This is a genomic window from bacterium, assembly GCA_030699905.1.
Taxonomy (GTDB): domain Bacteria; phylum Patescibacteriota; class Minisyncoccia; order Phycocordibacterales.
Window position 1 is genome coordinate 21,045 of record JAUYKQ010000025.1, and the last position, 26,433, is coordinate 47,477.

Genomic DNA, 26,433 nt, shown 5'->3' on the forward strand with positions numbered 1-26,433 from the left:
TACTGTTGTCTTTTATATGGCTTGTCCTATATCGCATTTGTCCTTTGTACCTTCTCAAGGTGTCCTTTATACTCGCCTCTCATCTTTAAAGGACTTTTTCTCTTAAACCCATTATAAGGGACACTCCCTAAAAGTCAAAACTTGGTACGCCTATGAGCGTCGTTTTTTGATGTCGGCTTTCTACAGCCGTCTGGTATAATGTTTGTATGGCTAAGAAAAATAAACGAAAAAAAACCAAGGACTCTGAATTTGAAGAGGGAGCAAGAGAAGGCACATTACAAGCGATTGTTACCGTTGTCTTTTTTGTGGCCGGAATCTTTCTTATACTGTCGGCTTTTGACAAAGCGGGCATCGTGGGAAGTCACACTTACAGCTTTTTATCAAAACTTTTAGGCATCGGCTATTTTCTACTGCCTCTCGTACTTTTTATGATGGGAGTCAGTTTCTGGACATATATAAAAGAAGGTTTCCCTTTGGTTAAAATAGGCGGAGGGACTCTGTTTCTTCTGGCCGGACTCGGTATTACAAATATCGCTTTTGAAAAAGGAGGCGGAGCCGTGGGAAACATAATTTCCCTACCCCTTCTTAACTTCTTTGACATATACGCCACTGTGGTTATATTGACAGCCGTTTTTTTAATTTCTCTGCTCGTGATATTTGAAACGCGTTTTACCGTCGACCCCATAAGGTCTCTTCTGTCCAAGTTCGGCAGAAAAGAAGACGATTCCTCGGTGGTAACCGAAGAGGAAGAAGAGCGTATTGATAAAGCCACCAAAGAGGCCGGCTACGATGACGAAGACGGGGAGGAAAAAGAACCGGAGATAAAAAATTCTTTTGCCAAAGAAAAAAAAGCGTCCGAAGACAGCGAATTTGGTCTTATCGCTCCGTTTAAGGCGATGCACAAAGAGTATAAACCGCCTTCTCTTTCCCTATTGGAAGAAGACAGAGGCAAACCCGGAGTCGGCGACATCAAAGTCAACGCGACCATAATAAAACGCACTCTTTTGAATTTCGGCATACACGTGGAGATGGATGAAATAACGGTCGGGCCGTCAGTAACACGGTATGCTTTAAAACCGGCGGAGGGAGTAAAATTGTCCCGCATAGTAGCTTTGCAAAACGACTTGTCTTTGGCCTTGGCCGCCCACCCTCTTCGCATAGAAGCGCCTATACCGGGCAAAGCTCTTGTCGGCATTGAGATGCCGAACACAACCAAAGCCACTTTAGGTCTGGGAACTCTTTTGAAATCACCCGACTATGGCGAATCGGAAAAACCTCTTCTTGTCGGCCTCGGCAAGGGCATATCCGGAAAGGCGCATTTCGCGAACATCGCCAAGATGCCCCACCTTCTCATAGCAGGCACGACGGGCTCAGGAAAATCTGTAACCATACACGCGCTTATCACTTCCCTTCTGTATCGCAACTCCATGGAGAACTTGAAACTCATAATGATAGACCCGAAACGCGTAGAGCTCACTCTTTATAAAAAAATACCTCATCTTTTGACTCCGGTCATTACCGAACCGAAAAAAGCCATTTTGGCTTTGAAATGGGCGGCAAAAGAAATGGATCGCCGATACGATATATTGGAGTCGGAGTCGGTGCGAGACATTGAGTCCTATCACAAAAACATACTGGAACCGGCTCTGAAGAAGTCAAGCAAAAAAGACAGCGAGGCAGATGGCGCGAAATTGCCCGAACTTATGCCCTATATTGTCGTGGTCATAGACGAACTGGCGGATATTATGAGCAGTTACCCAAGAGAAATGGAGTCAGCCATCGTGCGATTGGCCCAAATGAGTCGCGCCGTGGGAATCCACCTTATTATTTCAACCCAACGTCCGTCCGTGAATGTCATTACCGGTCTCATAAAAGCCAACGTGCCGGCGCGCATCGCCCTTCAAGTTTCTTCTCAAATTGACTCAAGAACCATTTTGGACACGGGCGGAGCCGAAAAACTTCTGGGAGCGGGAGACATGCTGTTCCTTTCGGGAGAAATGGGAAAACCTCTTCGTATACAATCGGCCTTTGTTTCAGAAAATGAAGTTAAAAACGTAGTGAAATACTTGGCGGAAACATACGCGGACGAAGCCACTCAAGAACTGACTCTTTCCGGCGAGGGAGAAAACACAGGGGCTTCTTCTGATATCTTTAATTCCATGAACGAAGATGAGGACATTGACGACAACCTATACGAAGAAGCCCGCCAAGCCATTGTGGCGGCAGGCAAAGCGTCCACTTCATATATTCAACGCAAACTTCGCGTAGGATATGCCAGAGCCGCCCGCCTCATGGACATGCTGGAGGAAAGAGGCGTTATAGGGCCGGCCGATGGTTCGAGACCCCGTGAGGTCTTTGACGCTCCGTCGTCTTCAGCCATACCGGAAGAAGTTGACCATTCTCAAGAAAACATTCAACCGGACGAGGACGAAAATCAAAAAACATATGATTAGGAAATTAGGAATCGGTCTCTTGGTATTTGTGGTACTGGCCGTAATCGGCACGGGCTATATGTATTTACGGTCGCTTGATTTCCTACGGGGACCCATTCTTATTTTGGGCAGTATTCAAAATGGCTCTACTGTTGGCAATTCGTTAGTGGCCGTATCCGGTTCGGTGGAAAATATCGCCTTTCTGACCTTAAACGGCAGGCAGATTTTTACCAACGAGGAGGGCTCTTTTCTGGAAAAATTGCTACTCGCCCCCGGCTATAATATAATCACACTTGAAGCCAAAGACAGGTTTGGCAGAGTGAAAACGGAAAGATTGGAGCTTGTATATGAACCCGAAATTATAAATTAACTTCTGAATAACAAAACGATGTCCAAAAAAATCTCACCGAAAAAAGAAACGACGGAAGAAGCGACGACTTCGCCGTCTTCCTCTCTGCCCCCTTCCCACAAAGAAGTGGACGAGGCTCTTCGCGCCATAAAAACCAAATTCGGAGACGACGCCATAATGAAGCTGGGCGAAAAACCGAAGGTGAATGTAAACGCCATTCCCACCGGCTCTATCGGTCTTGACGCCGCTCTCGGAGTGGGAGGCCTTCCTCGCGGTAGAATTGTTGAAATATTCGGCCCGGAGTCAAGCGGTAAAACCACTTTAGCCCTCCACGTAGTCGCCGAAGCCCAGAAAAAAGGCGGAATATGCGCGTACATTGACGCCGAACACGCCATGGACCCGGAGTACTCCAAGAAGCTCGGAGTGAAAATAGACGAGCTTTTAATATCCCAACCGGATACGGGCGAACAGGCGCTTGAAATAGTGGAATCGCTTGTCAGGTCGGGGAAAATAGACGTCGTGGTCATTGACTCCGTTGCCGCTCTTACCCCGAAAGACGAAATAGAGGGAGACATGGGGCAAAGTCATATGGGAAAGCAGGCGCGACTCATGTCGCAGGCCCTTAGGAAACTTACCGCTATCGTCGCCCGTTCAAAAACCATAGTAATATTTATAAACCAGATACGTATGCAGATAGGAGTTATGTTTGGTAATCCCGAAACGACCCCTGGCGGTAAGGCGCTTAAGTTTTACACATCCGTGCGCTTGGACGTTCGCCGTATCGCTCAAATAAAAAAGGGTGAAGAAATAATGGGAGGTCGTGTCCGCGTAAAGGTGGTAAAAAACAAAGTGGCCGCCCCGTTTAGACAGACGGAATTTGACCTTATGTATAACGAAGGAATATCTCGCGAAGGCGAACTTATAGCATTGGGCGAAAAGTTTGGTCTTGTTCAAAAAAGCGGAAGCTCTTACTCCTATGGCGAAGTAAAACTCGGCCGCGGCTACGACTCTACTCGCCAGTTTCTTCGTGACAATGGAAAAATCGCGGAACAGATTCTGAAAGAAATTCTCGCGAAATTAAAAGAGTAACACGATGCGAATTTACTAATTAGACAATTCGAATGACGCGAATAAAATGGGAGAGGTAGAAAAAATTATACACAAAGAACTCTCGTATAGAATTACCGGAATATTATTTAGAACACACAGAGAGCTGGGGAGAATGTGCCGCGAAAGACAATACGGAGATTTGTTAGAAACGCTATTAAAAGAGAGCAAACTTGAGTACGAGAGAGAAAAGGCGTTGCCGATGGAAAAGCTTGACCGACAAAATACTAATGTGGTAGATTTCTGTATCGACAATAAAATATTGTTGGATTTAAAGGCCAAGCCATTTGTAACGAAAGAGGACTTCTACCAGATGAGACGTTATCTTGAAGCTGCTGGCTATAATCTCGGTTTAATAGTTAATTTTAGGAACACCTATCTAAAACCTATCCGCGTCATAAATACGGTTCATTAGCATCATTTTATTCGTAAATTCGAATCCCCTATCCGCAGATTCGCATCGAGTCACTCCCATGCTTGAATACAACGAAATCCTAAAAGGTAGATTTATCATTTTAGACAAAGCGCCGTATGAGGTTCTTGACGCGCGGATTTTTCGCATGCAACAGAGAAAACCGGTAAATCAGACCAAGCTCAAAAACATCATAACAGGCAAAGTTACCGAACGTACTTTCGGTCAATCCGAAAAGGCAGAGGAAGCTGATTTGGAAAAGCGGGAAATAAAATATTTGTACAACAACAAAGGACAGTGGTGGTTTTGCGAAGCCAATGATCCGAGCAAGAGATTTCAACTAAGCGAAGAGCTTTTGGGCCAGGGCAAAAAATTTCTGAAAGCAAACTCTCTGGTTACCGCCTTGTATTTCAACGAAGAAATAATAGGCGTCAGCCTTCCTATCAAAGTGGAACTGAAGGTTGTGGAAGCGGCTCCTGCTGTTAAAGGCAATACCGTGCAAGGAGGCACAAAGCAAGTTACGCTTGAAACCGGCGCGACTGTAAACACGCCGATGTTCGTTAAAGAAGGAGATGTGCTTCGGATAAATACCGAGACGGGAGAATACGTAGAACGTGTGTAAAATCACTAATCAATCCCGAATTTTAAACCCAAATACTCCCGAATACTAAAACCCCTAACGCCTGTGGCGTTAGGGGTTTTTTCGGATAAATTCGTGTTCCCAATTCAAGGTTGATTTGGAATAAAATTATCTGGCTATGTACGGCAAAAACCCCATAAACCTCGCTCTTTTTACCGTCAAAGCGACAGCTCGCTGATGCTTCGCGCAAAGTTCCGTCCTTTTTCTGCTTAGAATCCTGCCATGAGGATTAAGAAACTTTTTTAAAAGCTCCGTGTCTTTGTAGTCCACGTATTTCAAGTTATGTTGAGAGAAAAAACATTGATTCATAAGTGTGTAGCGTGTAGCGTGTAGCGTGTAGCGTCAAAATCGTGTAGCGCGAAGCGTATAACGTGTAGCGTCAGAGTATTTCTTTTCCGGCGTTACACGTTACAAGTTACAAGTTTTAGATTATGGCGTTACAAGCTATACGTTACACGATTAGCGATTAAAATGGTATGTCTTCTGCGTTTATGTCTTCTTCCGGATATTGTATTGAATCTTCGGCCCCTTTCTCTGTTGCTCCCTTTTCCGGATTGTTTTGAGCGTTGTTATTAGATGGTCCTCCTTGAGTTCTGTTCTGACCGATAGGCCCGAACTGCACTCTCTCGGCCACGACTTCCGTGCGATACTTCTTCTGTCCCGTTTGCTTATCGTCCCAGCTTCGTGTCTGCATCCTACCTTCCACGAAAGCGCCGCTTCCTTTTTTCAAATACTGAGCTGATGTCTCGGCCTGTCTTCCAAAAACCACAACATTATGAAAGTCGGCCTGATCTTGCCAGTTGCCGTTTTGGTCTTTGTACCGGCGGTTGGTTGCCATGCCAAACGTGGCCACTTTCGTGCCACTTGGCAGTGACTTCAACTCCGGGTCGCGGGTTAGGTTGCCGTATATAAGAGCTTTGTTTAAATACATATACTCGATGCTAATTTACGAATAAAAGATGCGAATATGGCGAATTTGGAATCCACGAATGATTTTCTGTCTTCATTTTATTCGCGTCATTCGTTCTTCTATTCGTATATTCGTGTCGTGTACTTATTCTACCACCAACTCTTCTATGGTTTTATCCAGCTCTTCTTCCGAAATTGGCGATTTTTCCGCTGGTTTCTTTCTTTCTTCCCTCACCCTTCCCTCTTTTTGCTGAAGGGCTTTAATGGGAGCCATCGTGTTTTCTCTTACCGTCTTTACAACTATAAAGCGCAAGATATCATTCTGACTTTCAAAGTCATTGCTTATGGAAATCACCGCTTCGCTTGAGGCCTCAAATTTTATCCACCCGAAATAAGCTGAATTGAAATCCTGATACTTTCCGGCTATCTGCTTGCGCAGTTTGTACGCCAGATGCATGTTCCTCGGATAATCCTCAGATATTACAACCGCTTTGTGCTTTTCAAGAATCGCCTTCAGCTCTCCGAGAGAGACCGCGAGCTTTTCCTCCGGCACAAGCGGTAGGATATGGTAGCCGATTTCATATATTCTCGGCTCCGCTTGTTCGTTTTCCATGTTTGTTGAATCTTTACTTGTAATGCCGATACACTACCATTTTTGAGCATGGTTTGCAAACAGAGTATGTATAATCCTAATACTACGAACGATATGCGAATACTACAAAAACCGTTCTCCTTGTTCGTAGTATTCGCATAATTCGCAGGTTCGCATTATAGATTTCGGACCTTGAATTATACCTTGAACATCTGCCGTGCATTTTTCAAGAGCTGTGCTTGCACGTATTTGAGCGGCATCCCCTTTATCTCCGCTATTCGCTTCACCACCTCCGCTACGTAAATCGGCTCGTTTCTTTTCCCTCTATGAGGAGCAGGCGTTACATACGGGCAATCGGTTTCCGAAAGAATTCTGTCAATCGGCGCGTATTTTACAAGTTCGTCGTAGTCGCGGGTGAAAGTGATAACGCCCGTAAAAGATACGTTGAATCCGACATCCAAAATCTCTTTTAGCTCGTCAATTGAGCCGGCAAAGAAGTGGAAATTGCCGCGTGGAGATGATTTATGATTTACCCTGTGAAATTCGCTAGAAGCGAAAGCCGAAGACGGTTTTTTCACAGGGTTTACGATATATGATTTAAGAATAGAAACCGCGTCTCTGTAGGCTGAAATCCCCCTCTCCCCCTCTTTGAGGGGGAGATGTCCGGAGGACAGAGGGGGTGCCGGATTTCTCACATGAAGCATAAGCGGCTTTCCTACTTCAATCGCCAATTCTATCTGCTTCCGGAACGCCTCTTCCTGTTTTTTATGTTCCGTGTTCCATGTTCCATGTTCCATGCGGTAGTAGTCCAATCCACACTCCCCTATCCCCACCACTTTCGGGTGCTTTGCCAGATTTTTGTAATACTCGTAATCAAATTCTTCTCCGCGCGAGGTGAACTCTCGGTTCCCTTCCCCCAGCTCTTTCTCATCATGAAAACTCTTGTCGGTGTGTATCGGGTGCGTTCCGACGATTGCGTAGACGCCTTCTTTATATTTCTCGGCAATCTCCACCGCTTTTTTGCTCGTATCTTTCTGCGTGCCGACATTTATCATCCACGTATTATTCTCCAAGGCGCGAGAAATAACCTCGTCCCTGTCCGAGTCGTAAGCGGCAAAGTTTACGTGCGCGTGGCAATCAATAAAAGATGGATTCATGATTTATGATTTAAGAATTAGGAATAAGACAAGAAGAGTATAGAATAATCTTTGCGCCAAAAAAGACAACTTGCGTCATTTCTGCAAAAGCACATAGCTCTGGAGCATTGTCTTATTTGACTCGCATTGTAGATTCCACAAACACGGTTCTAAGAAACAATGTTGGCTGTCCGCATTAATTATTCAGAACCATACACCTGAGACATAATGGTGCAAGAAGAACCAGCTACATATACACAAGAATCATACCAATTACAAGTAGGGTATTGCGAGGATTGGCATGTGGTGCCGTTTGGATAACTACCCGTACGCGCGAGTGGCTGGCTTTCAAACCATAAAACTCGCAAAGCATATCTAGTGCCACCGGAATCGTAATATTGATATTGTTTTTGTGGGTATGACGGGTCAGTCGGTACTTGTACCATAAAATTATTATTTTTCAATTCATTTGAAAAACAGTCCGTTCCTGTAATGGTTACAGTGCCACATTTTGGATAAAATCCAAATTTATCGTAGTAAAACTGAATTGCAGTATTAATTTGTCGTAAATCGGAAAGTCTCCGCGCATCCCTCGCCTTCTCTCTCGCACTGTTTAATGACGACAAAACCACCGACGACAGCAGGCCTATGATGGCTATCACCACTAAAAGTTCTATTAAAGTGAACCCGCCTGAAATTTTCTGACGAAAATTTTGGCGGGTGAACCCTCGCTTTACATTTTTTTCATTACTCATATAAAAATTCAGCACCTATGTCTGCCTCTATGATTCTACCACAATCTGACTATCCCATGAGAAAGATAATCGTTTATGAAGTTTATTGTCCCTGTCCCCATTTGGCTATTTGCGCGGAAACAGCGGTTCTGCCGGCGACTTGTTTGACCTGACCAAATCCTTTATCTTTTCCGATGTCTCGGGAAGTATCGGCGAGAGCATTTCAGCAATCTCATAGACCCCAACAACCAATTCGGCGATAATCCGCTTTGCTTTTTCCGGCTCTGATTTGACCAATTTAAATGGTTCCGTTTCTTGTATCTTCTGATCGGTTTTTGAAATGTGTTCCCATACAATGTCCGCAACTTTTTTTATGTTGTACTCATCCATCGCTTTTATGTATTCTTTCGGAAATTTGTATTTGTTTGCAGTATCAGCATATTCATTCGCAGTATTCGGATTATATTGCTCAGCCATCTTCATCACGCGACTTACAAGATTGCCGATGCCATTGGCCAAATCGGCGTTGTAGGCCTCTTTGAATTTTTCAAGAGTGATATCTCCGTCTTCAAAAGGCGAAATGTGCCGAGCCAAATAATAACGCACTGCTTCGGCTCCGTATTCGTCTATGAGTGTCTTCGGGTCAATGACGTTTCCAAGGGTCTTGCTCATCTTCTTGCCACCGGAAGTAATAAATCCATGCACCAAAATTGCGCGAGGAAGTGGCAGTCCCACAGAAAGAAGCATCCCCGGCCAAATGGCGGCGTGGAAACGCAGAATGTCTTTGCCTATAACATGGACATCGGCCGGCCAAAACTTGTCATATAAAGCGCGGTCTTCTCTGCCAAAACCGAGAGCGCTTACATAATTTACAAGAGCATCGCACCAAACATACATTTTCTGGCTCGGGTCGTCCGGCACGGGAATGCCAACCGAGACCTTATCAGAGGGCCTCGAGAAACTCACATCTTCCAATCCCCTTTCCAGTAAGGCCACGATTTCATTTCTGCGCGTTTCTGGAATAATTTTAAGTTCGCCGCTTTCTATTTTTTCCTTGATTTTCAGAGTATATTTTGAAAGCTTGAAAAAATAATTTTCTTCTTTGACAACTTGCGGCTCTTCGTTATGGTCAGGACATTTTCCGTCAATTAAGTCCTTTTCCATAACAAATGCTTCATGCCCCACGCAGTACAAACCTTCATAAGAGCGTTTTTCAATATCTCCGGCCGAGGCAAGTTTTTTCCAAAACTCCACCGCTCCCGGCCAATGCGCCTTTTCGTCCGACGTCCGAATAAACTGGTCATAAGAAATATCCAAATCGGCAAAAAGGCGTTTGAAATTTTCTGAAATCTCGTCTAAATATTCCTTGGTCTCTTTTGTCGCTTTCTTGGCCGCCTTTGCCACTTTTTCCGCGTTCTCGTCCGAGCCGGTCAAAAAGTAGGTTTCTTTCCCCGCCAGACGACTGTACCGCGCCAAAACATCCGCCAGAGTGGTGGTGTAGGCGTGTCCCAAATGCAAATTCGCGTTAGGATAAAAAATCGGGACAGTAATGTAAAAAGTGTTCTTTTGTAACATGGAAAAACTCTAACAGAGTGGCAAAGTAAAATCAATTATTTCACCATTTCAGGAATTTCCTTTGCCTTTTTTTTCTCCGCGTCTTCAAACAGCTCCATAAGTGTCGCCGCCAATGGAACAGATAATATAAGTCCCAAAAACCCCGCCAACTTGGCTCCGACAATCAAAGCGATTATAACGATAATGGGTGGCACACCGATGATTTTCCGAACCACGAGCGGATAAATCAAATGATTCTCAAATTGTTGGATTATAAGATATAAACCGACCGCCAAGAGAGCCAAAGACACTCCGCCATCTATGTACGCCACCGCCACTGCCGGTATGGCCGCCAGTATCGGGCCGAAAAGTGGAATTATTTCAAAAATGCCGGCAAGTACTCCGAAAAACATGGCGTTTCTGACACCAAGAATAGTGAGACCGAGATAAACCAAAACACCGACAAGAACAGCAAGCAAAAGCTGTCCCTGCAACCAATATCCGATTTTGAGTTGTACCCTCTGCCAAAGACCTATGACATACTTTTCATGGTTGCGAGGAGTTACGACTTGCAAAAATTTAGCTATTCCGTTTTCCTGGACCGCAAGATAAAAAGACAAAACGATAATCAGAATAAAACTCAATATCCCTCCGAAAATTACGCTTACCGTCTGGACAAAACCCTCGGAAACATTACTGATGGCTCGGCTTAACGTGGAGACCACCTCTCTTATTGAAAGAGCTCCGGAAAAACTTCTGACGGCTATTTCCGACTCAACGATACCTCTGGAAAGTCCTTCCGCAAATTGTCTCTCTCCTTCCAAACTGTCGCTTGACAGTCCGAGAGGGTCCCAAAGAGACACCGAATCAATATATCTCGGAACTTCCGAAATCAAACCTGATGTTTCTTTGAGAAAAGTCGGCACAAAAGAATAGAAAAGACCGACAAATATTCCGGCGCAAGAGGCGTATATGAGAAGCACCGACAAAAGTCGCGACAGTCCGCGCCGGCGCAAAAACAGAGCCATCGGTTCAATGGCAGAGGCGATAAGGGTAGCGGTCAAAACCACAAGAACCAAATCACGCACTACGTACAGTATAAAAAACAGGAAAATCACCGCGATGGCCTTGATAATAGTGCCTGAAGTTATTGTAATAGAGATGTTTCTATCCATTCCAATATGATACCACCTTGTTTAGAAATGAAGAATGTCTTCAAACTCTTTGGTTTCCTCATAAGGCCCTATCACTGCCATATTGAGTTTTTCATTCTTGAAAATGTCTTTTGCCAAGTCGTAAACATGGCCGGCGTTAACCGCGTTTATTTCCGCGACAGCTTCCTCCGGTTTTTTTAATTCTTTTTTTAGGACCTCCTGGTATCCGTAATAATCGGCAAGAGAATCAGACGATTCAAGCGACAATAAAAAATTGCCCGTAAGATAGTCCTTGGCTTTTTTAACTTCTTCGTCTTCAACGGTGTTTTCTTTGATTTTTTTAAACTCGCCTAAAATCGCCTCAATGACTTCTTTGATTTTTCCGTGCTGGACTCCCGCCGATACGGCCAAGTATCCGTGGTCTGTATAGGCGTCCGTTTCGGCGCGAACATAATATGCCGCCCCCATTTCCTCCCTGACTTTTTGGAAAAGCCGAGAACTCATGCCTCCGCCCAAAATAGCGGTTAAAACTTTCAATGTGGCATTGCGTTTATCATAAACATCAAAAGTTCTGGCGCCGATGACAACATGGGACTGATCTGTTTTTTTGTACGACGCGCAAACGGCCGGAGATGCCTGCAGTTCTTCCACTTTTGTTTTTTTATGTTTCTCTCCAGCGCTTATGGCGGTAAATTTTTCCATAACGGCGTTTTTGGCCGCTTCTTCGTCAATGTTTCCGCAGATGAGAACTGTCGTGGCGCCTGAAACATAGTTTCTCTCCCGATATTCAGCTAATGCGTCTCTGGTTGTGGCTTTTACCGTCTCTTTCGTCCCCACTATATTCCACCCCGCCGGCTGGTCTCCATATAAAACTTCAAAAAATAATTCTCCCACTTTTCTTTGAGGCAAATCCTCATACATGTTTATCTCCTCTATTATCACTCCCTTTTCTTTTTCAATTTCTTTTTCGGGCAATGTGGGATTCAAATACAAGTCAGAAACAATGTCCAGAATTTTGTCTTTGTGCTTGTAATCCGCCTTGGCGAAATAGCCGGTAAATTCATGCGAGGTAAAAGCATTGCATTGTGAGCCGATAGAGTCAAGCTCTTTCGCTATATGTAGCGCCGTTGGCCGCGCCCCGGTGCCCTTAAAACACATATGCTCCAAAAAATGCGAAATACCGCTTATGTCTTTGCTCTCGTATTTAGAACCTGCTTCCACCAGTACCATGACTGTTACCGTCGGATTGTCCTTCATGGGGACCGTGATAAGTCGCAGGCCGTTTGATAAAATTGTTTTATTAAATTTCATATGAAAGAATGATTGAAAACTCCAATATGAACTTAAGATACTGTGAATTACGAAACACTTGCTTACCCCCCCACTCGGAAAGCTCCCAAAAAAGTGACCGCTCCAAGGGCGCTTGCCCGGGGCTCAGTCACTTTTTTGTGACTTTCCTCGTGGGGGGGCGTCTGCCGTATTTCGTAATTAAAGATAAGATAAGCACAGATTAACATGGATTTAAAAACGGACAAACACAAAGGCCCCGAAGGGCCTTGAAAAGCTAAATGTCGAAACCAAGGAATGTAGGATTTTTTATATCCACTTTCCTACGTACCGTCCGTTGACTCTTTAAACAGAGGCATCTTTCCGTCGTGTCAAGGATTAAGAAATCTTCACACGGTAAAATTTGCCCGTATCGCTGGTCAGGAATCTTCGCCACCTCAAGACAAGTAGCGACGTTAGGCACTTTTTCCGGCGGGTCTCTGGAAATCAGAAGCTCCGGAGCCAAAATCCGCACGGCGTTTATGTCTTTGGGCTCCAAGGGAACCTGAAACACAACTGTTTTTAGATTTTTTTCACCACCCAAAATCAGACGTCCGTCCGAAAACAGACGGAAGATTCCGTGTGAAAAAAAATGTTGAGCCCTTTGTGTGGCCCATGTTGTGAGATCATTTACCCGCGCGTCACCTGAATGCGGGCTGTATTGAATACGTACATTGAATCGGATATTAAATTTTGCTTTCATCTACCCTAAAGATACACTTTCTATTCCCCATGTCAAAAGAATGTATTAGTCCGCCACCAACAAGGGAAGTTGGGGAATAGGTAAATCACAAAAAGGCGCCTGACCTGAAATATAAAATGTAGACGATCGTCTGCATTTTATTGACGGAACAAACCGTACACAATATTACACATTTTAGTTATTTCGTCACGAGTTTTGATATATGTGCTGAAAGTTCGTTTACCCCCACCCTCTCCTGCTCTCCAGTATCGCGGTCTCTTACGGTGACATCGTGTTTTTCAAGCGAATCAAAATCAACAGTTACGCAAAACGGCGTACCGATTTCGTCTTGCCTGCGGTAGCGCTTGCCGATGTTTCCGTTGTCGTCAAAGGCAATCATGGAGCATGGAACTTGTAGCATAGAGCATAAATCCTTACGGACTTCCCTCGCCTTTTCCACCAGTTCCGGTTTATTTTTAAGAAGAGGAAAGACGGCTACTTTAACGGGAGCAAGCGCCGGTTTTAATTTCAAGTAGGCGCGAATCTCGCCGTTCATTTCATCTTCGGTGTAGGCGCTGGAAAGGACAGCGAGCACAGTCCTGTCAACCCCAAGAGATGGTTCAATAACGTGGGGCAAAAACGGCTCACCGCCGCCCTCTTCGCGATACGTCAAATCAACACCGCTTGAAGAGGCGTGGTTTTGCAAATCATAGTCAGTGCGATAAGCCAGTCCGTACAATTCTTTTCTGCCAAAAGGAAAATCGTATTCAAAATCAATGGTCCGTTTTGAATAGTGCGCTCTTTCGGAATCTGCCACTTCAAGCTCGTACACTTTTTCCTTAGGTAAACCGATTTTTTCTATCCAGCTGTTCATTAGTTTTCGCCACTCTTCAAACTCGCCCTTCCAGTCGTCCGGACGAACAAAATACTCAACCTCCATTTGCTCAAACTCTCTGGCGCGAAAAAGAAAATCTCTCGGAGAAATTTCGTTTCTAAATGCCTTGCCCATCTGTGCTATTCCAAAAGGCAATTTTGGATGGAAAGAGTCAGAAACGTTTTTGAAATTTGTAAAAATGCCCTGGGCGGTTTCGGGACGCAGATATGATACCGATTCGCTATCTTCAGAAGCTCCGACATGGGTTTTAAACATCATGTTAAACTGTCTTTCTGCTCCGAGTGTCCCCCCACAATCAAAACACTTGTCTTTGTTTTCAAGCTGGTCAATTCTAAATTTCTTTTTGCATTTTGAACATTCCACCATCGGGTCAGAAAATCCGCCAACATGTCCGCTGGCCTCCAAAACTTTTTGACTGGTTAGGGTAGCCGCGTCAATTCCATACATATTTTCTCTATCCGTAACAAACATCTCCCACCACAAGTTTTTTATGTTATTTTTCAGCGCAAGACCGTAAGGTCCGTAATCCCAAAACCCCGAAAAACCGCCGTATATTTCGGACGCGGGATACACAAACCCCCTTCTCTTGCAAAGTGAGACGATTTTTTCCATTTGGTTATTTTTCTCTTCTTTCATATTTTTATTCTGCGGTTTTTCTTATGTTCCACGTTTCGTGTTTCGTGTTACACGATATTACTCTATTACCACTCCTTGCCCTCGCCCGAAGGCGGGATCAGCGGAAAGTTCTGTTGTTATAGGTCCGCCTGCTGTCGCGCTTAAACGCGCGCCTGTAAATTTATCGTCACCTGTCACTTCCGCCACACTCATAAGAGTGGGAGTGGAACCTACCTGACTTGAACTCGGCTCCAAGGAAATCTGAAAAGTCATTTCTTTTACCGGCTTGGAATATCCGGCTTGAGCCGAAACATCTCCAGCCCTCCAAATCACCTGCCCGCTTACCGGATTATATGACAGTTCTCCTTCAGAAGCGTTCGGACTGCCTATCCATTTTACATAAGACGGCAGATTGGCCGAAACAGTAACATTTCCAGCGTCGTTTGAAGTGTTCGTCAAAGTCCACACTACAGTATATGTGGTTTCTTGGTCAACTTTTGGAGGTATAGGACCACTGTTTACCAACACCCCCGTATGATAGAGCGCTCGAGAATACAATCCCAAAACGGAAGACACTTTCACTTCCCTGTTTATGGAGGTCGTCGTTATTTGCGGGACTTGATTTTCACCCACTCTGTTTCCTTCCGCGCTTACTTCCACCAAAAGCTCCGGATTTTTTATAGAAGCCACCGCGTCCGCCACTCCCACGGTGCTGAAAGTGAAGCTGACCCTACCGCTATCCCCGGGATTTAGGATGTCAAAATCACGGCTGTTGGTCTGGTCCCATATTATTGAATTGTCGGACGAACGGTAAAAACCTCCTTCCGCGTCTACGGAACCTTTTTTTATCGCCGGGCCGGAAAGTTTTGCGATTATTTTCGCTCCGGTTATTTTATCGGGCGTGTTGTTTCTCCACATAACATCGGCTCTTATTATTTTCCCACTGTCCGCCACGTATCCCCTACCCGTATCGCCATTTAAAGAAAGTTCAAGTCCGATAAAAGGTTTTTCTATGGCTATTTCTTTTGAAGCGGTCAGGAAAGGAATTCCTATAAATCTTGCGTCATTTTTATCAGCCGTTCCTATGGTGAAACGGAAGATGCGGACTTCTTCGTCTTGGCCTTCTATTTTGCCCGTCAACCGAATGATCTGTTTGGCGTTGGGTTTTAAATCTCCGATGTTCCAAGTGTTTTCACCGACAGATGGTTTTGGCACAGCCGATTCAAAAACAAAGCCAAAAGGATACTCGGCTTTCAAAAGTAGATTCTTGATATCGGAAGTTGAATTAGAAAAAATATTTACGGTAAACTCCGTTTTCTGACCACTGCTCACTGTCCCCACGGAATCCACTGTTACTGAAACGGGAGAAGAATTTATTATCACTTCATACAGTTTACTTTTTTTTACCAAAGCATTGGAACCTCGGACGCGATACTCGGTAGATATTGCTATCTCTTTCCTCTGTCCTTCTTCTCCAAAAAGGACTGCCGATATTTTTTTACTGGACGACTGTCCCGGCTCTATATTTCCCAAAAGCTCCCTGTATCTCGTGAGTTCTTTTGTTACGTCTTTCGGGTCACGCGAACCTTCCGGATATTCTATAAGAAGATAAGTGGACTCCAGCGCCACGTTGTTCTGATTTTCAACGGACACTTCAAAAGACATCTCTTCCCCGCCACTTACGGAAACCGGCCCGATGATGTTTATACCAACGTTCTCCGACTTAATGAGATTGCCACCGGATAGAAACATGAAAACAGCCACAGACAAAGAAGCGACAAAAAATATTGCCGCTGTCATAAAGAGCTTGGCCGCGCCAGACAGTTTTTTTGGAACTCTTGCCATCTGTTCGTCTAACCCGCTTAAATCGCCATCTCCGCTTTTCCATTCGTCCGCAATTTCAACGTTGTGCTTTTTGAATTTCCCGCTATGGGAATGCACGTCGCCCGTGGCATGGTTTCTGGAATAGATATGCTCTTTTAAGCCCTCTATTTTATCCTTTTCGGAATCGTTACCATTTAAAGGAAGCATCGGTAAATTATAGCACAGCGAAAAAGTTATTAGAATATCTTGAATTACGAAATACGGCAGGCGTCCCCCGAGGAAAGTCACAGATGACTTTCTCTAAGCGCTCTGTTTATTTCTCCCAACGCCGTCTTTCTCACTCCTGCCATTTGAGAGACGACCTCTTCTGAAAAGAACGGACTTTCCACAAAACCCCCGATTTCTTTAGAGTCCCCTATGTAACCGAGACAATGCAGAATTCTAAGCACCGCTATGGTTTCCACGTTCAACAGCCGACTTCGGGAAAGCGCGGATTCTTTTATAAAATTAAATGTCTCCTCAAGAACGGAAAAAAGACGCTCGTTTTTTTCTTCCCCGTAAAGTAACCTCCGCAAAAGACCGAAAATTCGCGCGCATACAAAAAGGGCATCTTTGTTTGTAAAAAAACAGTCGTAAAAATTCACCATTTGCTCCGCCCCCGTTATTCTCCATGTGTCTTTGCCCCGAACCAAAGAAATGTGAGAAAAAGAAAATTCCCGCAAATGCCCCCGCAGTTTGGAATCCGTCCTTCTGACGCTTTGAGCGGATGCCCACAACATCCCAAGCTCTCTCGTAAAAATCAAAAACGTGGCATTCGCTTCTTTAACCGTCGCCACTTTTATCACAAAAGCGTCTGTGTGATGTATGTGATACATAAAAAACTTAAAGTTTGAAATGTGAAGTGAAAAGTTAAAAAGAAACCCGTGACGCTTGCGCGAGACGGGTGGTTGTTGGGAGGGGCGACGTGCTACCGAGGAGATAGCAAACTGTACGCGACCGTAAAAACGGCCACCGCGTTTGCTAACAAAATCAAGAGTCGCCAGTGTTTCGCCACTGTCCTGCCGTTTCTGTCAAAGCGCCAGTTTAGCCATACGGCGCCAGTCCAAACCAGCAAAGGTACTATTGTTTTCATAATTAACCAGCCGTCATATTACCACACTTTTGTATATTTTGCATACCAAAAATAAAGCGCGCCAAAATGATTGGACGCGCTGTGATACGACTGTGAAAATCCCTCGATCACAAAATCGGTTCAGGAAGGTATTCGATTACTTCCTTCGGAAACTTTCTCGTGACTTCGGAGATTTTTGCATAAACCCGCGTGACTTGGTCTTCGGCCAGTCCGTGATCGGGACGAAGAAGTTCTTCAATTTTCTCACGGTTTAGAGGGAAGTCGTCATCCTCGGAAAGTTTATGAACAAACCGATTGTCACCTCCACCCCTGACCTCTCTGACCGCCGAGAGGGCGTGTTTTTTGATCAGGCCATGAGCCCTCTCTCTGCCCATTCCCTTCTTCACCGCCTCCATAAGAAAGCGCGTGCTGGAAAGAAACGGAAGGTAATGCTCCAGCTCCTTTTCTATCACTCCCTGAAAGATTTCCATCTCTTTCAAAACGGTAAGGGCAGATTCGCACATGCCGTCGTAAGCGAAAAAAACTCCCGGAAAAACGACACGGCGCACCACCGAACAGCTCACGTCTCCCTCAAGCCATTGGTCCCCGACAAGCCGACTGACCATGTCTTGGAAACCACAAAGGACATTGAGAAGTCCGCAGATGCGTTCGGATGTGCGACTGTTGACCTTGAGCGGTTGAGGCCGTTTGGCCTTCCTTGAATCCTTCATGGAGAAGCTCGTGTCCGGCCATGAGACGGATCATTTTGGCAAAATTGCCGAGAGCGGACCCCATCTGTACCAAAACACTCACTACTTCAAAGTCAAGCGAGCGCGGATAGACCTGTCCCGTGCTGTCCAAAACCCGAGAGAATCCGAGATGCTCCATGATTTTTCTCTCAAACGCCTCCACTTTTTCAGCACTGCCCAAAAGATGGAGCATATCCTGTTGTGTTCCCATGGCGCCTTTTATCCCCCGTAGAGGATAGTTGGCGACGAGATGTTCCAGCCGATCAAATCCGATGAGAAGCTCCTCCGCCAAAGTGGCAAAGCGTTTGCCGAGCGTGGTTGTCTGCCCGGGGACATTGTGGGAGCGCCCACAGATATCCAAGGTTTTAAAATAGAGCGAGTTTAATCCGAAACCATAAAGTACCGCTACGGTACGCTCTCTCGCATGAAGCAGTGACCGGCGAATCTGAAACTGTTCAATATTGTCAGTCAGTTCGCGAGACGTGAAGCCCTGATGAATGAGTTCGTAACCGGCCAAGGTGTTGAATTCATCAATACGGGCTTTGACATCTTGTCTTGTGGTAATCTCTCGATATCTAATAGAGCCGAGATGAACTAATTCCACCACCCTCTCATACGCCACGATGGCTTCTTCCGGAATCGCAAGGCCGAGGTCTTTCTGGGCTTTGAGAGTAGCGACCCAAAGTCGCCGTTCCAACTTGATTTTCTCCTCTTCTCCCCAGCGGTTTACCAGAGGCGTGCTCGCGTAGCGAGCCGCCAGCACATCTTTTAAAGGAACTTTTGCTTCCATAATTTCTTCCTTTCCGTAGTTTTCTGTTTGTCTTTCTTTTTTTTCTTACCAACCTGCTTTGATACTACTTTTTTACCAAAAAAAAGCAAATGTCGTTTTTTTAAAACGACGCATGAAGAACATAATTAGGGTTAAGCAATTGCCGGTTTTGCCGGTTGTTTATCTATATGTCAAGCGAGAAAAAGAGATTTTCTATAGCAATGTTTTCCGTCGCCACGTCTTCAAAACTCATATCCTTAAGTCCCGCCGTTTTCTGAATTTCACTTTTATTTTTTTCAAGAAACGCTTTGCCTGTATCATCGGCCTTGACTTTTAGCACGACAGAATCGCTCGGGTTTAGCCCTTTCTTTTTGCGTAAATCCTGCACGGCGCGGATGAATTCCCGCACCGTTCCCTCCTCCTTAAGCTTTGGCGTTATTTCCGTATCAATCTCCACTTCTCCGGAAATCGTGTCGTCCAAAACAACCTCTTTTACATTCACCTCGTCTTTCACAAGGTTTATCATTTGCTCGTCTCCGACTTTAAACTTTAAACTTTTAACTTTTAACTTGTTTAGCGGCTGTCTCACTTTTATACTCGCTTTCGCTCTCTGCTCCAGTGCCAGCGAAACAATCCTTCTCACCTCTTCCATATCTTCAAGCATTTTTGTTCCATGTTCCATGTTCCATGTTCCATGTTTCGGCCATTCTTCCAGATGCACGCTTTTATCATGTAGCGTGTAGCATGTATCGTGTAGCGACTGATACAAATGTTCGGCAAAAAACGGTGTAAACGGCGCCAAAAGTTTTGATAGTTCTATCAAGACATGTCGCAGAGTTGTCAGAGCTTCTTTGTCCCCCTCCTTTATGCGGTCACGCGAACGCCGAAGATACCACTGCGACAGATCGCCGATAAATTCACGTATCGCTCTTGCCGGCTCAAGAAGCTTGTAATTATCAAGCCCTTCAGTTACTTCCCCAACCAGTTGACCCAACCTCGCGAGAACCCATTTGTCCAAAACATGCCCCTTCTCGGATGTTGCATGTTCCATGTTGTGTGTTCCATCTTTTGAATACAAAAGATAAAACTGCAGAACATTATCGGCGAGGTTAAACACCTTCTTCACTATCTCGTCCACCGTCTTTTCATCATAATTTTTCGCTTCCCCCGGCTGATTGACCGAGTACATCCAAAAACGCAAAGCGTCCGCTCCGTATTTTTCCATCTGCTCCTTTGGGTCAATAACGTTGCCGAGCGACTTGCTCATCTTTTTACCCTTGGCTTCCAAAAGATGGCCGAGAGAAATGACGTTTTTGTAAGCCGCTCCTTTGCCCATCAAAACGCCGATTGCGTGCAAAGTGTAAAACCATCCGCGCGTTTGGTCTATCGCCTCGCAAATATAATCGGCCGGATACCCCTTTTCATCTATGTAGTCCTTGTTTTTAAAAGGGTAATGGTCCTCCGCAAAAGGCATGGCACCCGAATCAAACCAAACGTCCATGACCTCTTTGACTCTTTTCATCTCGCCTCCGCATTTACAAATTAAAGAAATTTCGTCTACGCGAGGTTTGTGCGGGTCCAGTTCTTTACCGGTCGAGTTGTCAACATAGACGAAAGACGCCTCGGCGTATCCCCCCAAAAGCCCGCGTTTAAAAGTCCTTCTTTCTTGCCACAAATTCGTAACCTCCTGAAGCGACAAATTTTTCAAATAGCGCAAAAGAAAAATAAGAGGCCCTTCGTGGGACACTATGGCCACTGTTTCGCCTTTGTGCTTTTCCAAAATCTCGCGAACAAAATCAGACATTCTGTCTTCCACCTGCTTCCAGCTCTCCCCCGTCTGCCCTCTTGGAGTGAGGTAATACTTTTCATCAGGAAGACCGTTGTAGTCAAGACGATTTCTATTTATGAGAGAGTCCTGAGGTTCTTTGCCGTCCCATTGCCCGCTTTTTACCTCCCAAAGACGGTCGTCCAAAATGTTTTTGATTTTAATATTTTCCGCCACAATGTCTGCCGTTTCTCGAGCGCGTAAGACAGGAGATGAATACAAAGCATCAACGCCAAGCGCCGCCAGTTTCTTGCCCGCTTCTTTGGCTTGCTTTTTGCCCTCTTTTGTCAGAGGATATTTATCTCTTTCGCTGTCAAAAATACCGTCAATGTTTTTCTGGCTCTCTCCGTGGCGCAAAAGTATCAAACGAGTCAAAGGCCTGCCCGCTCCCAACTTAAATATTTCTTCAAATGACCCAACGACCCGCGTTTTTCCGCATCCCTTCTGCTTGCTATCGGTTTTTTGTAACTCTTCACCTTCAAAAATCTTAAATTCCGAACCTGAAATCTTGCCCGTTTGGATTTGCGGACAAATCCAAACGGGCAAAGGCGTTCCCCAATACCTCTCTCTTGAAATAGCCCAATCCTTTATATCCTTCAGCCACTCTCCAAACCTGCCCTCTTTTATATATTCCGGCTCCCAGTTTATTTTTTTATTTTCCTTTACGAGTTTGTCTTTTATTTTTTTGTCGGACATTTTTATATACCAAGAGTCCCGGGCGAAATATATAAGCGCGCTATGGCATCGCCAACAGTGAGGATAGCTATGCTCATATTTTTCTTTCGCGAAGAGAAGTCCGCGATGAGCCAAGTCCTTTATTATCTCCACGTCCGTACTTTCGGTCTTCACTTGTTTGCCCGAGAGAAACCCTGTTTCCTTCTTGAAAGTACCGTCTTCATTTACCAAATGATACTTGGGTAGCCCTTCTTTTGTTCCCAACTGAAAGTCGTCTTGTCCGTACATAACCGCCGTGTGCACGATTCCCGTGCCGTCTTCTGTCGTAACAAAATCCGCCGAATAAACCTTGAAAGCAGGATTTAGGGCTTCAGGATTTAGGGCTTTAGCAAGAAATGGATACAGAGGTTCGTATTCAAGTCCGACTAATTCCCCTCCCGTAAATTCCTCAATGATTTCGAACTCTTTATCTTTTAGAACATTCCCTATCCTCTCTTTTGCCAGTATGTATTCTTCCTTTATTCCTGATTCTTGATTCGTAATTCCGATCCGAACATATGTTATGTTCGGATTTACCGCAAGAGCCACATTCCCCGGCAATGTCCACGGCGTGGTCGTCCAAGCCAACATATAAGTTGGTTTGCCATTTTGAATTTTTAATTTTGAATTTATTTCGGATTTCGGATTTCGGATTTGGAATTTCGCCGTTATCGACAAGTCCTTGACTGTCTCATATCCTTGAGCCAACTCGTGTGACGAAAGCGCCGTCCCGCATCTCGGGCACCACGGCACTACTTTGTAGTCCTTATACAAAAGCCCCTGCTCGTCTATTTTCTTTACTATGTTCCAAACCGATTCTATATAATACGGCTTGTAGGTAACATACGGGTGTTCCAAGTCAATCCAATAGCCCACCCTCTCCGTAAATTCTTCCCATTCGCGCACGTATTTCCAAACGCTCTCTTTGCATTTTTGATTGAACTTTTCAACGCCATACTCTTCAACTTCTTTTTTTGACTTAAGCCCGAGTTCTTTTTCCACCTGTATTTCAACAGGCAGTCCATGAGTATCCCAACCGCCTTTTCTCCGCACGTAAAAGCCACGCATTGTTTTGTATCGCGGTATGGCATCTTTAAACGCTCGGGACTCCAAGTGGTGAATTCCCGGCTTGCCATTGGCGGTAGGAGGCCCTTCGTAAAAAATGAATTCCTTGCCGGAGTCCTTGTTTTTTTCAAGAGTTTTTTCAAAAATACGGTTTTCCCTCCACAACTCCAGTATTTCTTGCTCCTTTTTTGCCCTTTCCGAGCGGACATCTTTTTTGTCAGTCATATATAGACAGTTTAAGGTATTTTCGGCCTTTTTCCAAACGTGTACACCGGCCATGAACAACAAACCGTATGCCAATGGAACCACAGTGTTCGTTTCAGCGCAAACTTTACTTCACCGCGTAATTTAGCGCGGCGAATTCGTATTGTTCAATAAAAAGTTCTTTGAACGACACTAATGAATTGAGTTCGTAGAAAACAAGCATCGCTTCCCTGTATTCGTTCTCGTCCGCGCTTCTATATGAGAGTGGCGCACGACCGTGAGCGAGAAGAATGGCGTTTGCCATAAGCCGCGATGTTCTCTTGTTACCATCTTCAAATGGCTGAATATAACTTAAACCCAAAAGGGCAACCATGGCCTTTGCGCACGGTTCAGTCATTCTTAGAACGGCAAGCGAAAGCGCCTCCACCGCTTCCGCGATCTGATAACCGTTATCAAGCGGCCGATATTTTGACCCGAGCACTCCGACAGGTTTCAAGCGAAATCCGAAACCGACACCCAAATCTTTTACCAGTATCTCGTGAATCTTTTCCAAATTAGCGCGAGTAAGCGTCTGAAATTCTTTTGCGTTTTCGTGGACGAAATAAAAAGCGTCTTTATGATTTAGTATCATTCTTGCCTCTGCCCTGTCGTGTCCCGGTGCTTCCTTGTTTTCCAGAATCAGTTTTTCCGTATCAAGAAGCGTATAGGTATTGCCTTCTATTTTTGACGACTTCCACGACAGTTCAATAACAAGCCTTTCCAGTTCTTTTTTTCTTATCGCCTCGGGAAGGTCTGCCGTCCGCCCTTCGTACTCGGCCGTTGATTTATTAAAAGAGGCGAGTTCGTTATCCGAGAAAATGTCATTTGGCATCTCCGAAAAAAGGTTGAAATTGTAGCCGGAAAGTCCGAAACGCTTGTCGGGGTCAGAGGCGCAATACGACCCTGCGTCCACTTCCGCAAAAAGCCTCCCCACAACGGATATTTCATACGCTGTCGACCTGCCTTTGCCGACAGGTCTTAAAAGCCCGGTTCCTGCCATTTCCGACAGTGTTCTTTTGACAGTAACGAGTGAAGTGCTATCCCCCTGTTTGAGTAATTCATCACGCACAAAAGAGGACCGGACCGACCGGTTTTTCAAGAAAATGGACAGGATTTTTTGTTGTTTTTGGCTTATTTTTAGCACAATCGTATCATTTAGACCTTCTAATCGTATCATTTTGATACGATTAAGCAAACTCCTTATTCACAGCAGTACGACTGCTGTGAATCATTACATCTTCTCCGGCGTCTTAATACCGAGAAGCCATAGCCCGTTTTTCATCACTTGAGCAAAAGCGGCTGTCAGGGCAACCTTGTAAGGAGAAGACGGGTCGCCTTTGTCCACTATTTTTTCTTTGGCGTACCAAGAATTGAACTGGCTCGCCAATTCAGTGAGGTAAGTGACAAGATGGTGTGGGGCGTATTCTTCCCCCGCCCTTTCCACCACTTCCGGAAATCTAATCAGCATCCTGTCCACCGCTCCCGCTTTTCCTTCCATTTTTAAATCGGAAATCTCAAATCCTAAATCTTCTTCGTCTGCTTTCTTCATCACCGCCTTCGCTCGCACATAGGAATATTGCAAATACGGGCCCGAATCCCCTTCAAAAGAAACCGATTTTTCAAAATCAAAAACAATATCTCCTCCTATGGCTTGTCGCAGTATGGAATACTTTATTGCTCCGACCGCGATAATTTCAGATGTTTCTTCTCTTTTTTCTTCAGAAAAATCTCGTTCTTTCATTTTTTCCTTAACCAAATTCTTAACCTGCTTCAAAAGCGCCTCGCCTGTTATGACATTTCCTTTTCGCGAAGACATCTTACCCTCTGCAAAACGCATCATCCCATGACTTATATGCGTGGTCTTCCGTCCAATTTTCTCATCTACTTCGCGCAAGGCGGAGAGCACAACCTTAAAATAATCGTCCTGTTCGCTTGCGGTTACAATTATAGACCTTTCAAGGTTTTCGTGACGTTTAAATTTTTCCGTGTTTAAACCCATCTCTTTGGCTTCGTATGTAGGCAACCCCTTTGAAGTCACAAAGACCCTTTTATGCAGTCCTCTTTTCTCACCATCAAATATGACGGCTCCTTCGCTTTCTTCAAATACTCCTTTTTTCAAAAACTCCAGCGTTATTTCCTTTCCTCTGCCCGCCACTTCACTTTCAAAAATGTATTCATCAAATTTTGTGCCCAAAACGGCGTAAAGTTCTTCAAAATGTTCCAAGCTCCATGTTCGGCCTTTTTCATATATTTTATTCGCTTCCGCGTCTGACTTTTCATAAAGAATTTTGTTTAGCGCGTCTATTTCGGCTTTATCTTCCTTGGAATTCTCATAAGCATTGGAACCGAATACATACGCTTCGCCCAAAAAAGCGGTTTTTTCCGACAACGAGTCGCTGTCTTTCGGAACGCTGTCAAGTTTATTTTTGTATCCCCAAACAGCTTTTGCGATATGAAGTCCCGTGTCGCTCGGGTAGCACATTCTCACGACCTTCGCTCCGGAAAACTCCGTCAAACGGGAGATGGATTCTCCTATGGCATTACTCATCAAATGCCCGATATGAAACGGCTTGAAAATATTAGGGTCGGTGTATTCCACCATTACTTTTTCATCCACAAGATGCTCACTTTTTCCAAACCCTTCTTTTTCCTCCAAAATATCTGTTACGCCAAGGGCAAAAACTTTTGGTTTTAGATGGAAGTTTATAAATCCCGCTCCCGCCACCTCTGCTTTTTCCACTTCTTCGGGCTGATTTGCAGTGACACGCTCTACCAAATCATTCGCGAGCTCCCGCGGACTTTTGCCGACCTTCTTTGCGTAAACAAGCGCCGCGTTTGTGGCGTAGTCCCCATGCGCCAAATCAGCCGGATGGGTGATGATTATTTCGCCTGCCGATATTCCGAGTTCGGCCAGAGCTGATTTTATTTGTAAAATTATTTTTTCCTTTATCATAGGTTCGTAATCTCCCTAATTATTCCGGCCAACTCTTTCTTTACGACTTCCGGCTCTGCGTTCGCGTCAACTATTTTGTGTTCAACCCTCTTGGAAAATTCAAAATATCCTTCTTTTGTGCGTCTGTGAAAATCTATTTCTCTTTCATCAAAGTGGCTCTTGACTTCTGTTTTCCTGCTTATCCGTCTTATTCCTTCTTCAACTTCAACATCCAACATTATATAGATATCGGGTTTAAAGTCGCGAAGATAGACCTCTCTTGTTTCCCAAAATAAATCTTTCAAATGCCACGCCTCTTGTCCGCAAATTTGAAAAGCGTATGTTGAAGAATCAAATCTGTCAGATATTACGTTTACTCCCGCTTCAAGGGCAGGTAAAATTTTTCGCTTCATATGCTCATGCCTGCCCGCCCAAGCAAGAGCAAATTGAGTTTCGGCTGTGGCAAATATCGCGTCTTTGTCAATCATCAAGTTTCTTATTTTTTCTGAAAACGGCGTTCCGCCCGGTTCGCGAGTGAAAATAAAATTATCGGACGGAAGCTCTTTGGCAAGCAAATTCACCATAAGCGATTTCCCCGCCCCATCGCATCCGTCTATCACGATGAATTTTCCCCGCTTTTCGTTCATGTGATAATCCTACTGTT

General features: G+C 44.8%; 22 protein-coding genes and 1 pseudogene. 5 read left to right on the forward strand and 18 right to left on the reverse strand.

Annotated elements, in window-relative coordinates; all coding sequences use genetic code 11:
* Positions 1-206 precede the first annotated feature (206 nt).
* The 5 genes from Q8P86_03145 to Q8P86_03165 are packed head-to-tail and all read left to right on the forward strand — an operon-like array spanning position 207 to position 4,922.
* Positions 207-2,453 carry a DNA translocase FtsK 4TM domain-containing protein gene (locus tag Q8P86_03145; GenBank protein MDP3996661.1) on the forward strand — a complete coding sequence of 749 codons (2,247 nt, stop codon included), beginning with the start codon at positions 207-209 and terminating at the stop codon, positions 2,451-2,453.
* Positions 2,446-2,802 carry a hypothetical protein gene (locus Q8P86_03150; protein MDP3996662.1) on the forward strand — a complete coding sequence of 119 codons (357 nt, stop codon included), beginning with the start codon at positions 2,446-2,448 and terminating at the stop codon, positions 2,800-2,802. Before Q8P86_03145 ends, Q8P86_03150 begins: the two co-directional genes overlap by 8 nt.
* 18 nt (positions 2,803-2,820) lie before the next feature.
* Positions 2,821-3,870 (forward strand): recombinase RecA, encoded by a 1,050-nt coding sequence (gene recA / locus Q8P86_03155; GenBank protein ID MDP3996663.1) that lies wholly within the window; start codon positions 2,821-2,823, stop codon positions 3,868-3,870.
* Positions 3,871-3,916: 46 nt separating this feature from the next.
* On the forward strand, positions 3,917-4,303 hold the full coding sequence (locus tag Q8P86_03160; GenBank protein MDP3996664.1) for a GxxExxY protein: 387 nt from the start codon (positions 3,917-3,919) through the stop codon (positions 4,301-4,303).
* A gap of 58 nt (positions 4,304-4,361) precedes the next feature.
* Positions 4,362-4,922: an elongation factor P gene (locus tag Q8P86_03165; protein MDP3996665.1), complete on the forward strand. Its 561-nt coding sequence runs from the start codon at positions 4,362-4,364 to the stop codon at positions 4,920-4,922.
* A gap of 126 nt (positions 4,923-5,048) precedes the next feature.
* Here Q8P86_03165 and rpsR read toward each other — a convergent pair whose 3' ends face one another.
* From rpsR to tmk, 18 genes and pseudogenes are all read right to left on the reverse strand, one after another.
* Positions 5,049-5,249, reverse strand: coding sequence for a 30S ribosomal protein S18 (rpsR, locus tag Q8P86_03170; GenBank protein MDP3996666.1), 201 nt, complete (start codon positions 5,247-5,249; stop codon positions 5,049-5,051).
* 157 nt (positions 5,250-5,406) lie between these two features.
* The gene (gene ssb, locus Q8P86_03175; protein ID MDP3996667.1) at positions 5,407-5,871 is read right to left on the reverse strand and encodes a single-stranded DNA-binding protein; all 465 of its coding nucleotides are present in this window, start codon (positions 5,869-5,871) and stop codon (positions 5,407-5,409) included.
* A 123-nt stretch (positions 5,872-5,994) separates the two neighbouring features.
* Positions 5,995-6,462, reverse strand: a complete 468-nt coding sequence (locus Q8P86_03180) for a 30S ribosomal protein S6 (GenBank protein MDP3996668.1) — start codon at positions 6,460-6,462, stop codon at positions 5,995-5,997.
* A 176-nt stretch (positions 6,463-6,638) separates the two neighbouring features.
* The gene (locus Q8P86_03185) at positions 6,639-7,598 is read right to left on the reverse strand and encodes a TatD family hydrolase (GenBank protein MDP3996669.1); all 960 of its coding nucleotides are present in this window, start codon (positions 7,596-7,598) and stop codon (positions 6,639-6,641) included.
* Between the two features lie 179 nt (positions 7,599-7,777).
* A complete protein-coding gene (locus Q8P86_03190; protein ID MDP3996670.1) occupies positions 7,778-8,332 on the reverse strand; it encodes a type II secretion system protein in 555 nt (184 codons plus the stop codon).
* Between the two features lie 105 nt (positions 8,333-8,437).
* Positions 8,438-9,886 carry a methionine--tRNA ligase gene (metG, locus tag Q8P86_03195; protein MDP3996671.1) on the reverse strand — a complete coding sequence of 483 codons (1,449 nt, stop codon included), beginning with the start codon at positions 9,884-9,886 and terminating at the stop codon, positions 8,438-8,440.
* A gap of 35 nt (positions 9,887-9,921) precedes the next feature.
* Entirely contained in the window at positions 9,922-11,040 is a 1,119-nt protein-coding gene (locus Q8P86_03200; GenBank protein ID MDP3996672.1) for an AI-2E family transporter, read from the reverse strand.
* A 21-nt stretch (positions 11,041-11,061) separates the two neighbouring features.
* Positions 11,062-12,330 carry a pitrilysin family protein gene (locus Q8P86_03205; protein ID MDP3996673.1) on the reverse strand — a complete coding sequence of 423 codons (1,269 nt, stop codon included), beginning with the start codon at positions 12,328-12,330 and terminating at the stop codon, positions 11,062-11,064.
* Positions 12,331-12,583: 253 nt separating this feature from the next.
* A complete protein-coding gene (locus tag Q8P86_03210) occupies positions 12,584-13,048 on the reverse strand; it encodes a hypothetical protein (GenBank protein ID MDP3996674.1) in 465 nt (154 codons plus the stop codon).
* A gap of 178 nt (positions 13,049-13,226) precedes the next feature.
* Positions 13,227-14,558 carry a glycine--tRNA ligase gene (locus Q8P86_03215; GenBank protein MDP3996675.1) on the reverse strand — a complete coding sequence of 444 codons (1,332 nt, stop codon included), beginning with the start codon at positions 14,556-14,558 and terminating at the stop codon, positions 13,227-13,229.
* A 57-nt stretch (positions 14,559-14,615) separates the two neighbouring features.
* On the reverse strand, positions 14,616-16,568 hold the full coding sequence (locus tag Q8P86_03220) for a hypothetical protein (GenBank protein MDP3996676.1): 1,953 nt from the start codon (positions 16,566-16,568) through the stop codon (positions 14,616-14,618).
* 77 nt (positions 16,569-16,645) lie between these two features.
* A complete protein-coding gene (locus Q8P86_03225; protein MDP3996677.1) occupies positions 16,646-17,236 on the reverse strand; it encodes a recombination protein O N-terminal domain-containing protein in 591 nt (196 codons plus the stop codon).
* Between the two features lie 92 nt (positions 17,237-17,328).
* Positions 17,329-17,493, reverse strand: coding sequence for a hypothetical protein (locus Q8P86_03230; GenBank protein ID MDP3996678.1), 165 nt, complete (start codon positions 17,491-17,493; stop codon positions 17,329-17,331).
* Between the two features lie 107 nt (positions 17,494-17,600).
* A pseudogene (locus tag Q8P86_03235) lies at positions 17,601-19,011 on the reverse strand (adenylosuccinate lyase).
* A 163-nt stretch (positions 19,012-19,174) separates the two neighbouring features.
* Positions 19,175-22,819, reverse strand: a complete 3,645-nt coding sequence (locus tag Q8P86_03240; GenBank protein MDP3996679.1) for a class I tRNA ligase family protein — start codon at positions 22,817-22,819, stop codon at positions 19,175-19,177.
* 106 nt (positions 22,820-22,925) lie between these two features.
* Positions 22,926-23,837 carry a Fic family protein gene (locus Q8P86_03245; GenBank protein MDP3996680.1) on the reverse strand — a complete coding sequence of 304 codons (912 nt, stop codon included), beginning with the start codon at positions 23,835-23,837 and terminating at the stop codon, positions 22,926-22,928.
* A 231-nt stretch (positions 23,838-24,068) separates the two neighbouring features.
* Entirely contained in the window at positions 24,069-25,790 is a 1,722-nt protein-coding gene (argS, locus tag Q8P86_03250; protein MDP3996681.1) for an arginine--tRNA ligase, read from the reverse strand.
* Complete coding sequence (tmk, locus tag Q8P86_03255; GenBank protein MDP3996682.1) at positions 25,787-26,416, reverse strand: dTMP kinase; 630 nt, start codon at positions 26,414-26,416, stop codon at positions 25,787-25,789. The genes argS and tmk overlap by 4 nt, the downstream gene beginning before the upstream one ends.
* Between the last annotated feature and the right edge of the window lie 17 nt (positions 26,417-26,433).

Excerpts from the sequence above, each read along its gene's own strand:
- Q8P86_03240 (MDP3996679.1), bottom strand. The coding sequence starts at position 22,819 with ATGACTGACAAAAAAGATGTCCGCTCGGAAAGGGCAAAAAAGGAGCAA.
- Q8P86_03210 (MDP3996674.1), bottom strand. The coding sequence starts at position 13,048 with ATGAAAGCAAAATTTAATATCCGATTCAATGTACGTATTCAATACAGC.
- recA (MDP3996663.1), top strand. The coding sequence starts at position 2,821 with ATGTCCAAAAAAATCTCACCGAAAAAAGAAACGACGGAAGAAGCGACG.
- Q8P86_03160 (MDP3996664.1), top strand. The coding sequence starts at position 3,917 with ATGGGAGAGGTAGAAAAAATTATACACAAAGAACTCTCGTATAGAATT.
- Q8P86_03205 (MDP3996673.1), bottom strand. The coding sequence starts at position 12,330 with ATGAAATTTAATAAAACAATTTTATCAAACGGCCTGCGACTTATCACG.
- Q8P86_03230 (MDP3996678.1), bottom strand. The coding sequence starts at position 17,493 with ATGAAAACAATAGTACCTTTGCTGGTTTGGACTGGCGCCGTATGGCTA.
- Q8P86_03185 (MDP3996669.1), bottom strand. The coding sequence starts at position 7,598 with ATGAATCCATCTTTTATTGATTGCCACGCGCACGTAAACTTTGCCGCT.
- Q8P86_03245 (MDP3996680.1), bottom strand. The coding sequence starts at position 23,837 with ATGGCAGGAACCGGGCTTTTAAGACCTGTCGGCAAAGGCAGGTCGACA.
- Q8P86_03220 (MDP3996676.1), bottom strand. The coding sequence starts at position 16,568 with ATGCTTCCTTTAAATGGTAACGATTCCGAAAAGGATAAAATAGAGGGC.
- metG (MDP3996671.1), bottom strand. The coding sequence starts at position 9,886 with ATGTTACAAAAGAACACTTTTTACATTACTGTCCCGATTTTTTATCCT.
- rpsR (MDP3996666.1), bottom strand. The coding sequence starts at position 5,249 with ATGAATCAATGTTTTTTCTCTCAACATAACTTGAAATACGTGGACTAC.
- tmk (MDP3996682.1), bottom strand. The coding sequence starts at position 26,416 with ATGAACGAAAAGCGGGGAAAATTCATCGTGATAGACGGATGCGATGGG.
- Q8P86_03165 (MDP3996665.1), top strand. The coding sequence starts at position 4,362 with ATGCTTGAATACAACGAAATCCTAAAAGGTAGATTTATCATTTTAGAC.
- Q8P86_03150 (MDP3996662.1), top strand. The coding sequence starts at position 2,446 with ATGATTAGGAAATTAGGAATCGGTCTCTTGGTATTTGTGGTACTGGCC.
- Q8P86_03190 (MDP3996670.1), bottom strand. The coding sequence starts at position 8,332 with ATGAGTAATGAAAAAAATGTAAAGCGAGGGTTCACCCGCCAAAATTTT.
- Q8P86_03225 (MDP3996677.1), bottom strand. The coding sequence starts at position 17,236 with ATGTATCACATACATCACACAGACGCTTTTGTGATAAAAGTGGCGACG.
- Q8P86_03215 (MDP3996675.1), bottom strand. The coding sequence starts at position 14,558 with ATGAAAGAAGAGAAAAATAACCAAATGGAAAAAATCGTCTCACTTTGC.
- argS (MDP3996681.1), bottom strand. The coding sequence starts at position 25,790 with ATGATAAAGGAAAAAATAATTTTACAAATAAAATCAGCTCTGGCCGAA.
- ssb (MDP3996667.1), bottom strand. The coding sequence starts at position 5,871 with ATGTATTTAAACAAAGCTCTTATATACGGCAACCTAACCCGCGACCCG.
- Q8P86_03180 (MDP3996668.1), bottom strand. The coding sequence starts at position 6,462 with ATGGAAAACGAACAAGCGGAGCCGAGAATATATGAAATCGGCTACCAT.
- Q8P86_03200 (MDP3996672.1), bottom strand. The coding sequence starts at position 11,040 with ATGGATAGAAACATCTCTATTACAATAACTTCAGGCACTATTATCAAG.
- Q8P86_03145 (MDP3996661.1), top strand. The coding sequence starts at position 207 with ATGGCTAAGAAAAATAAACGAAAAAAAACCAAGGACTCTGAATTTGAA.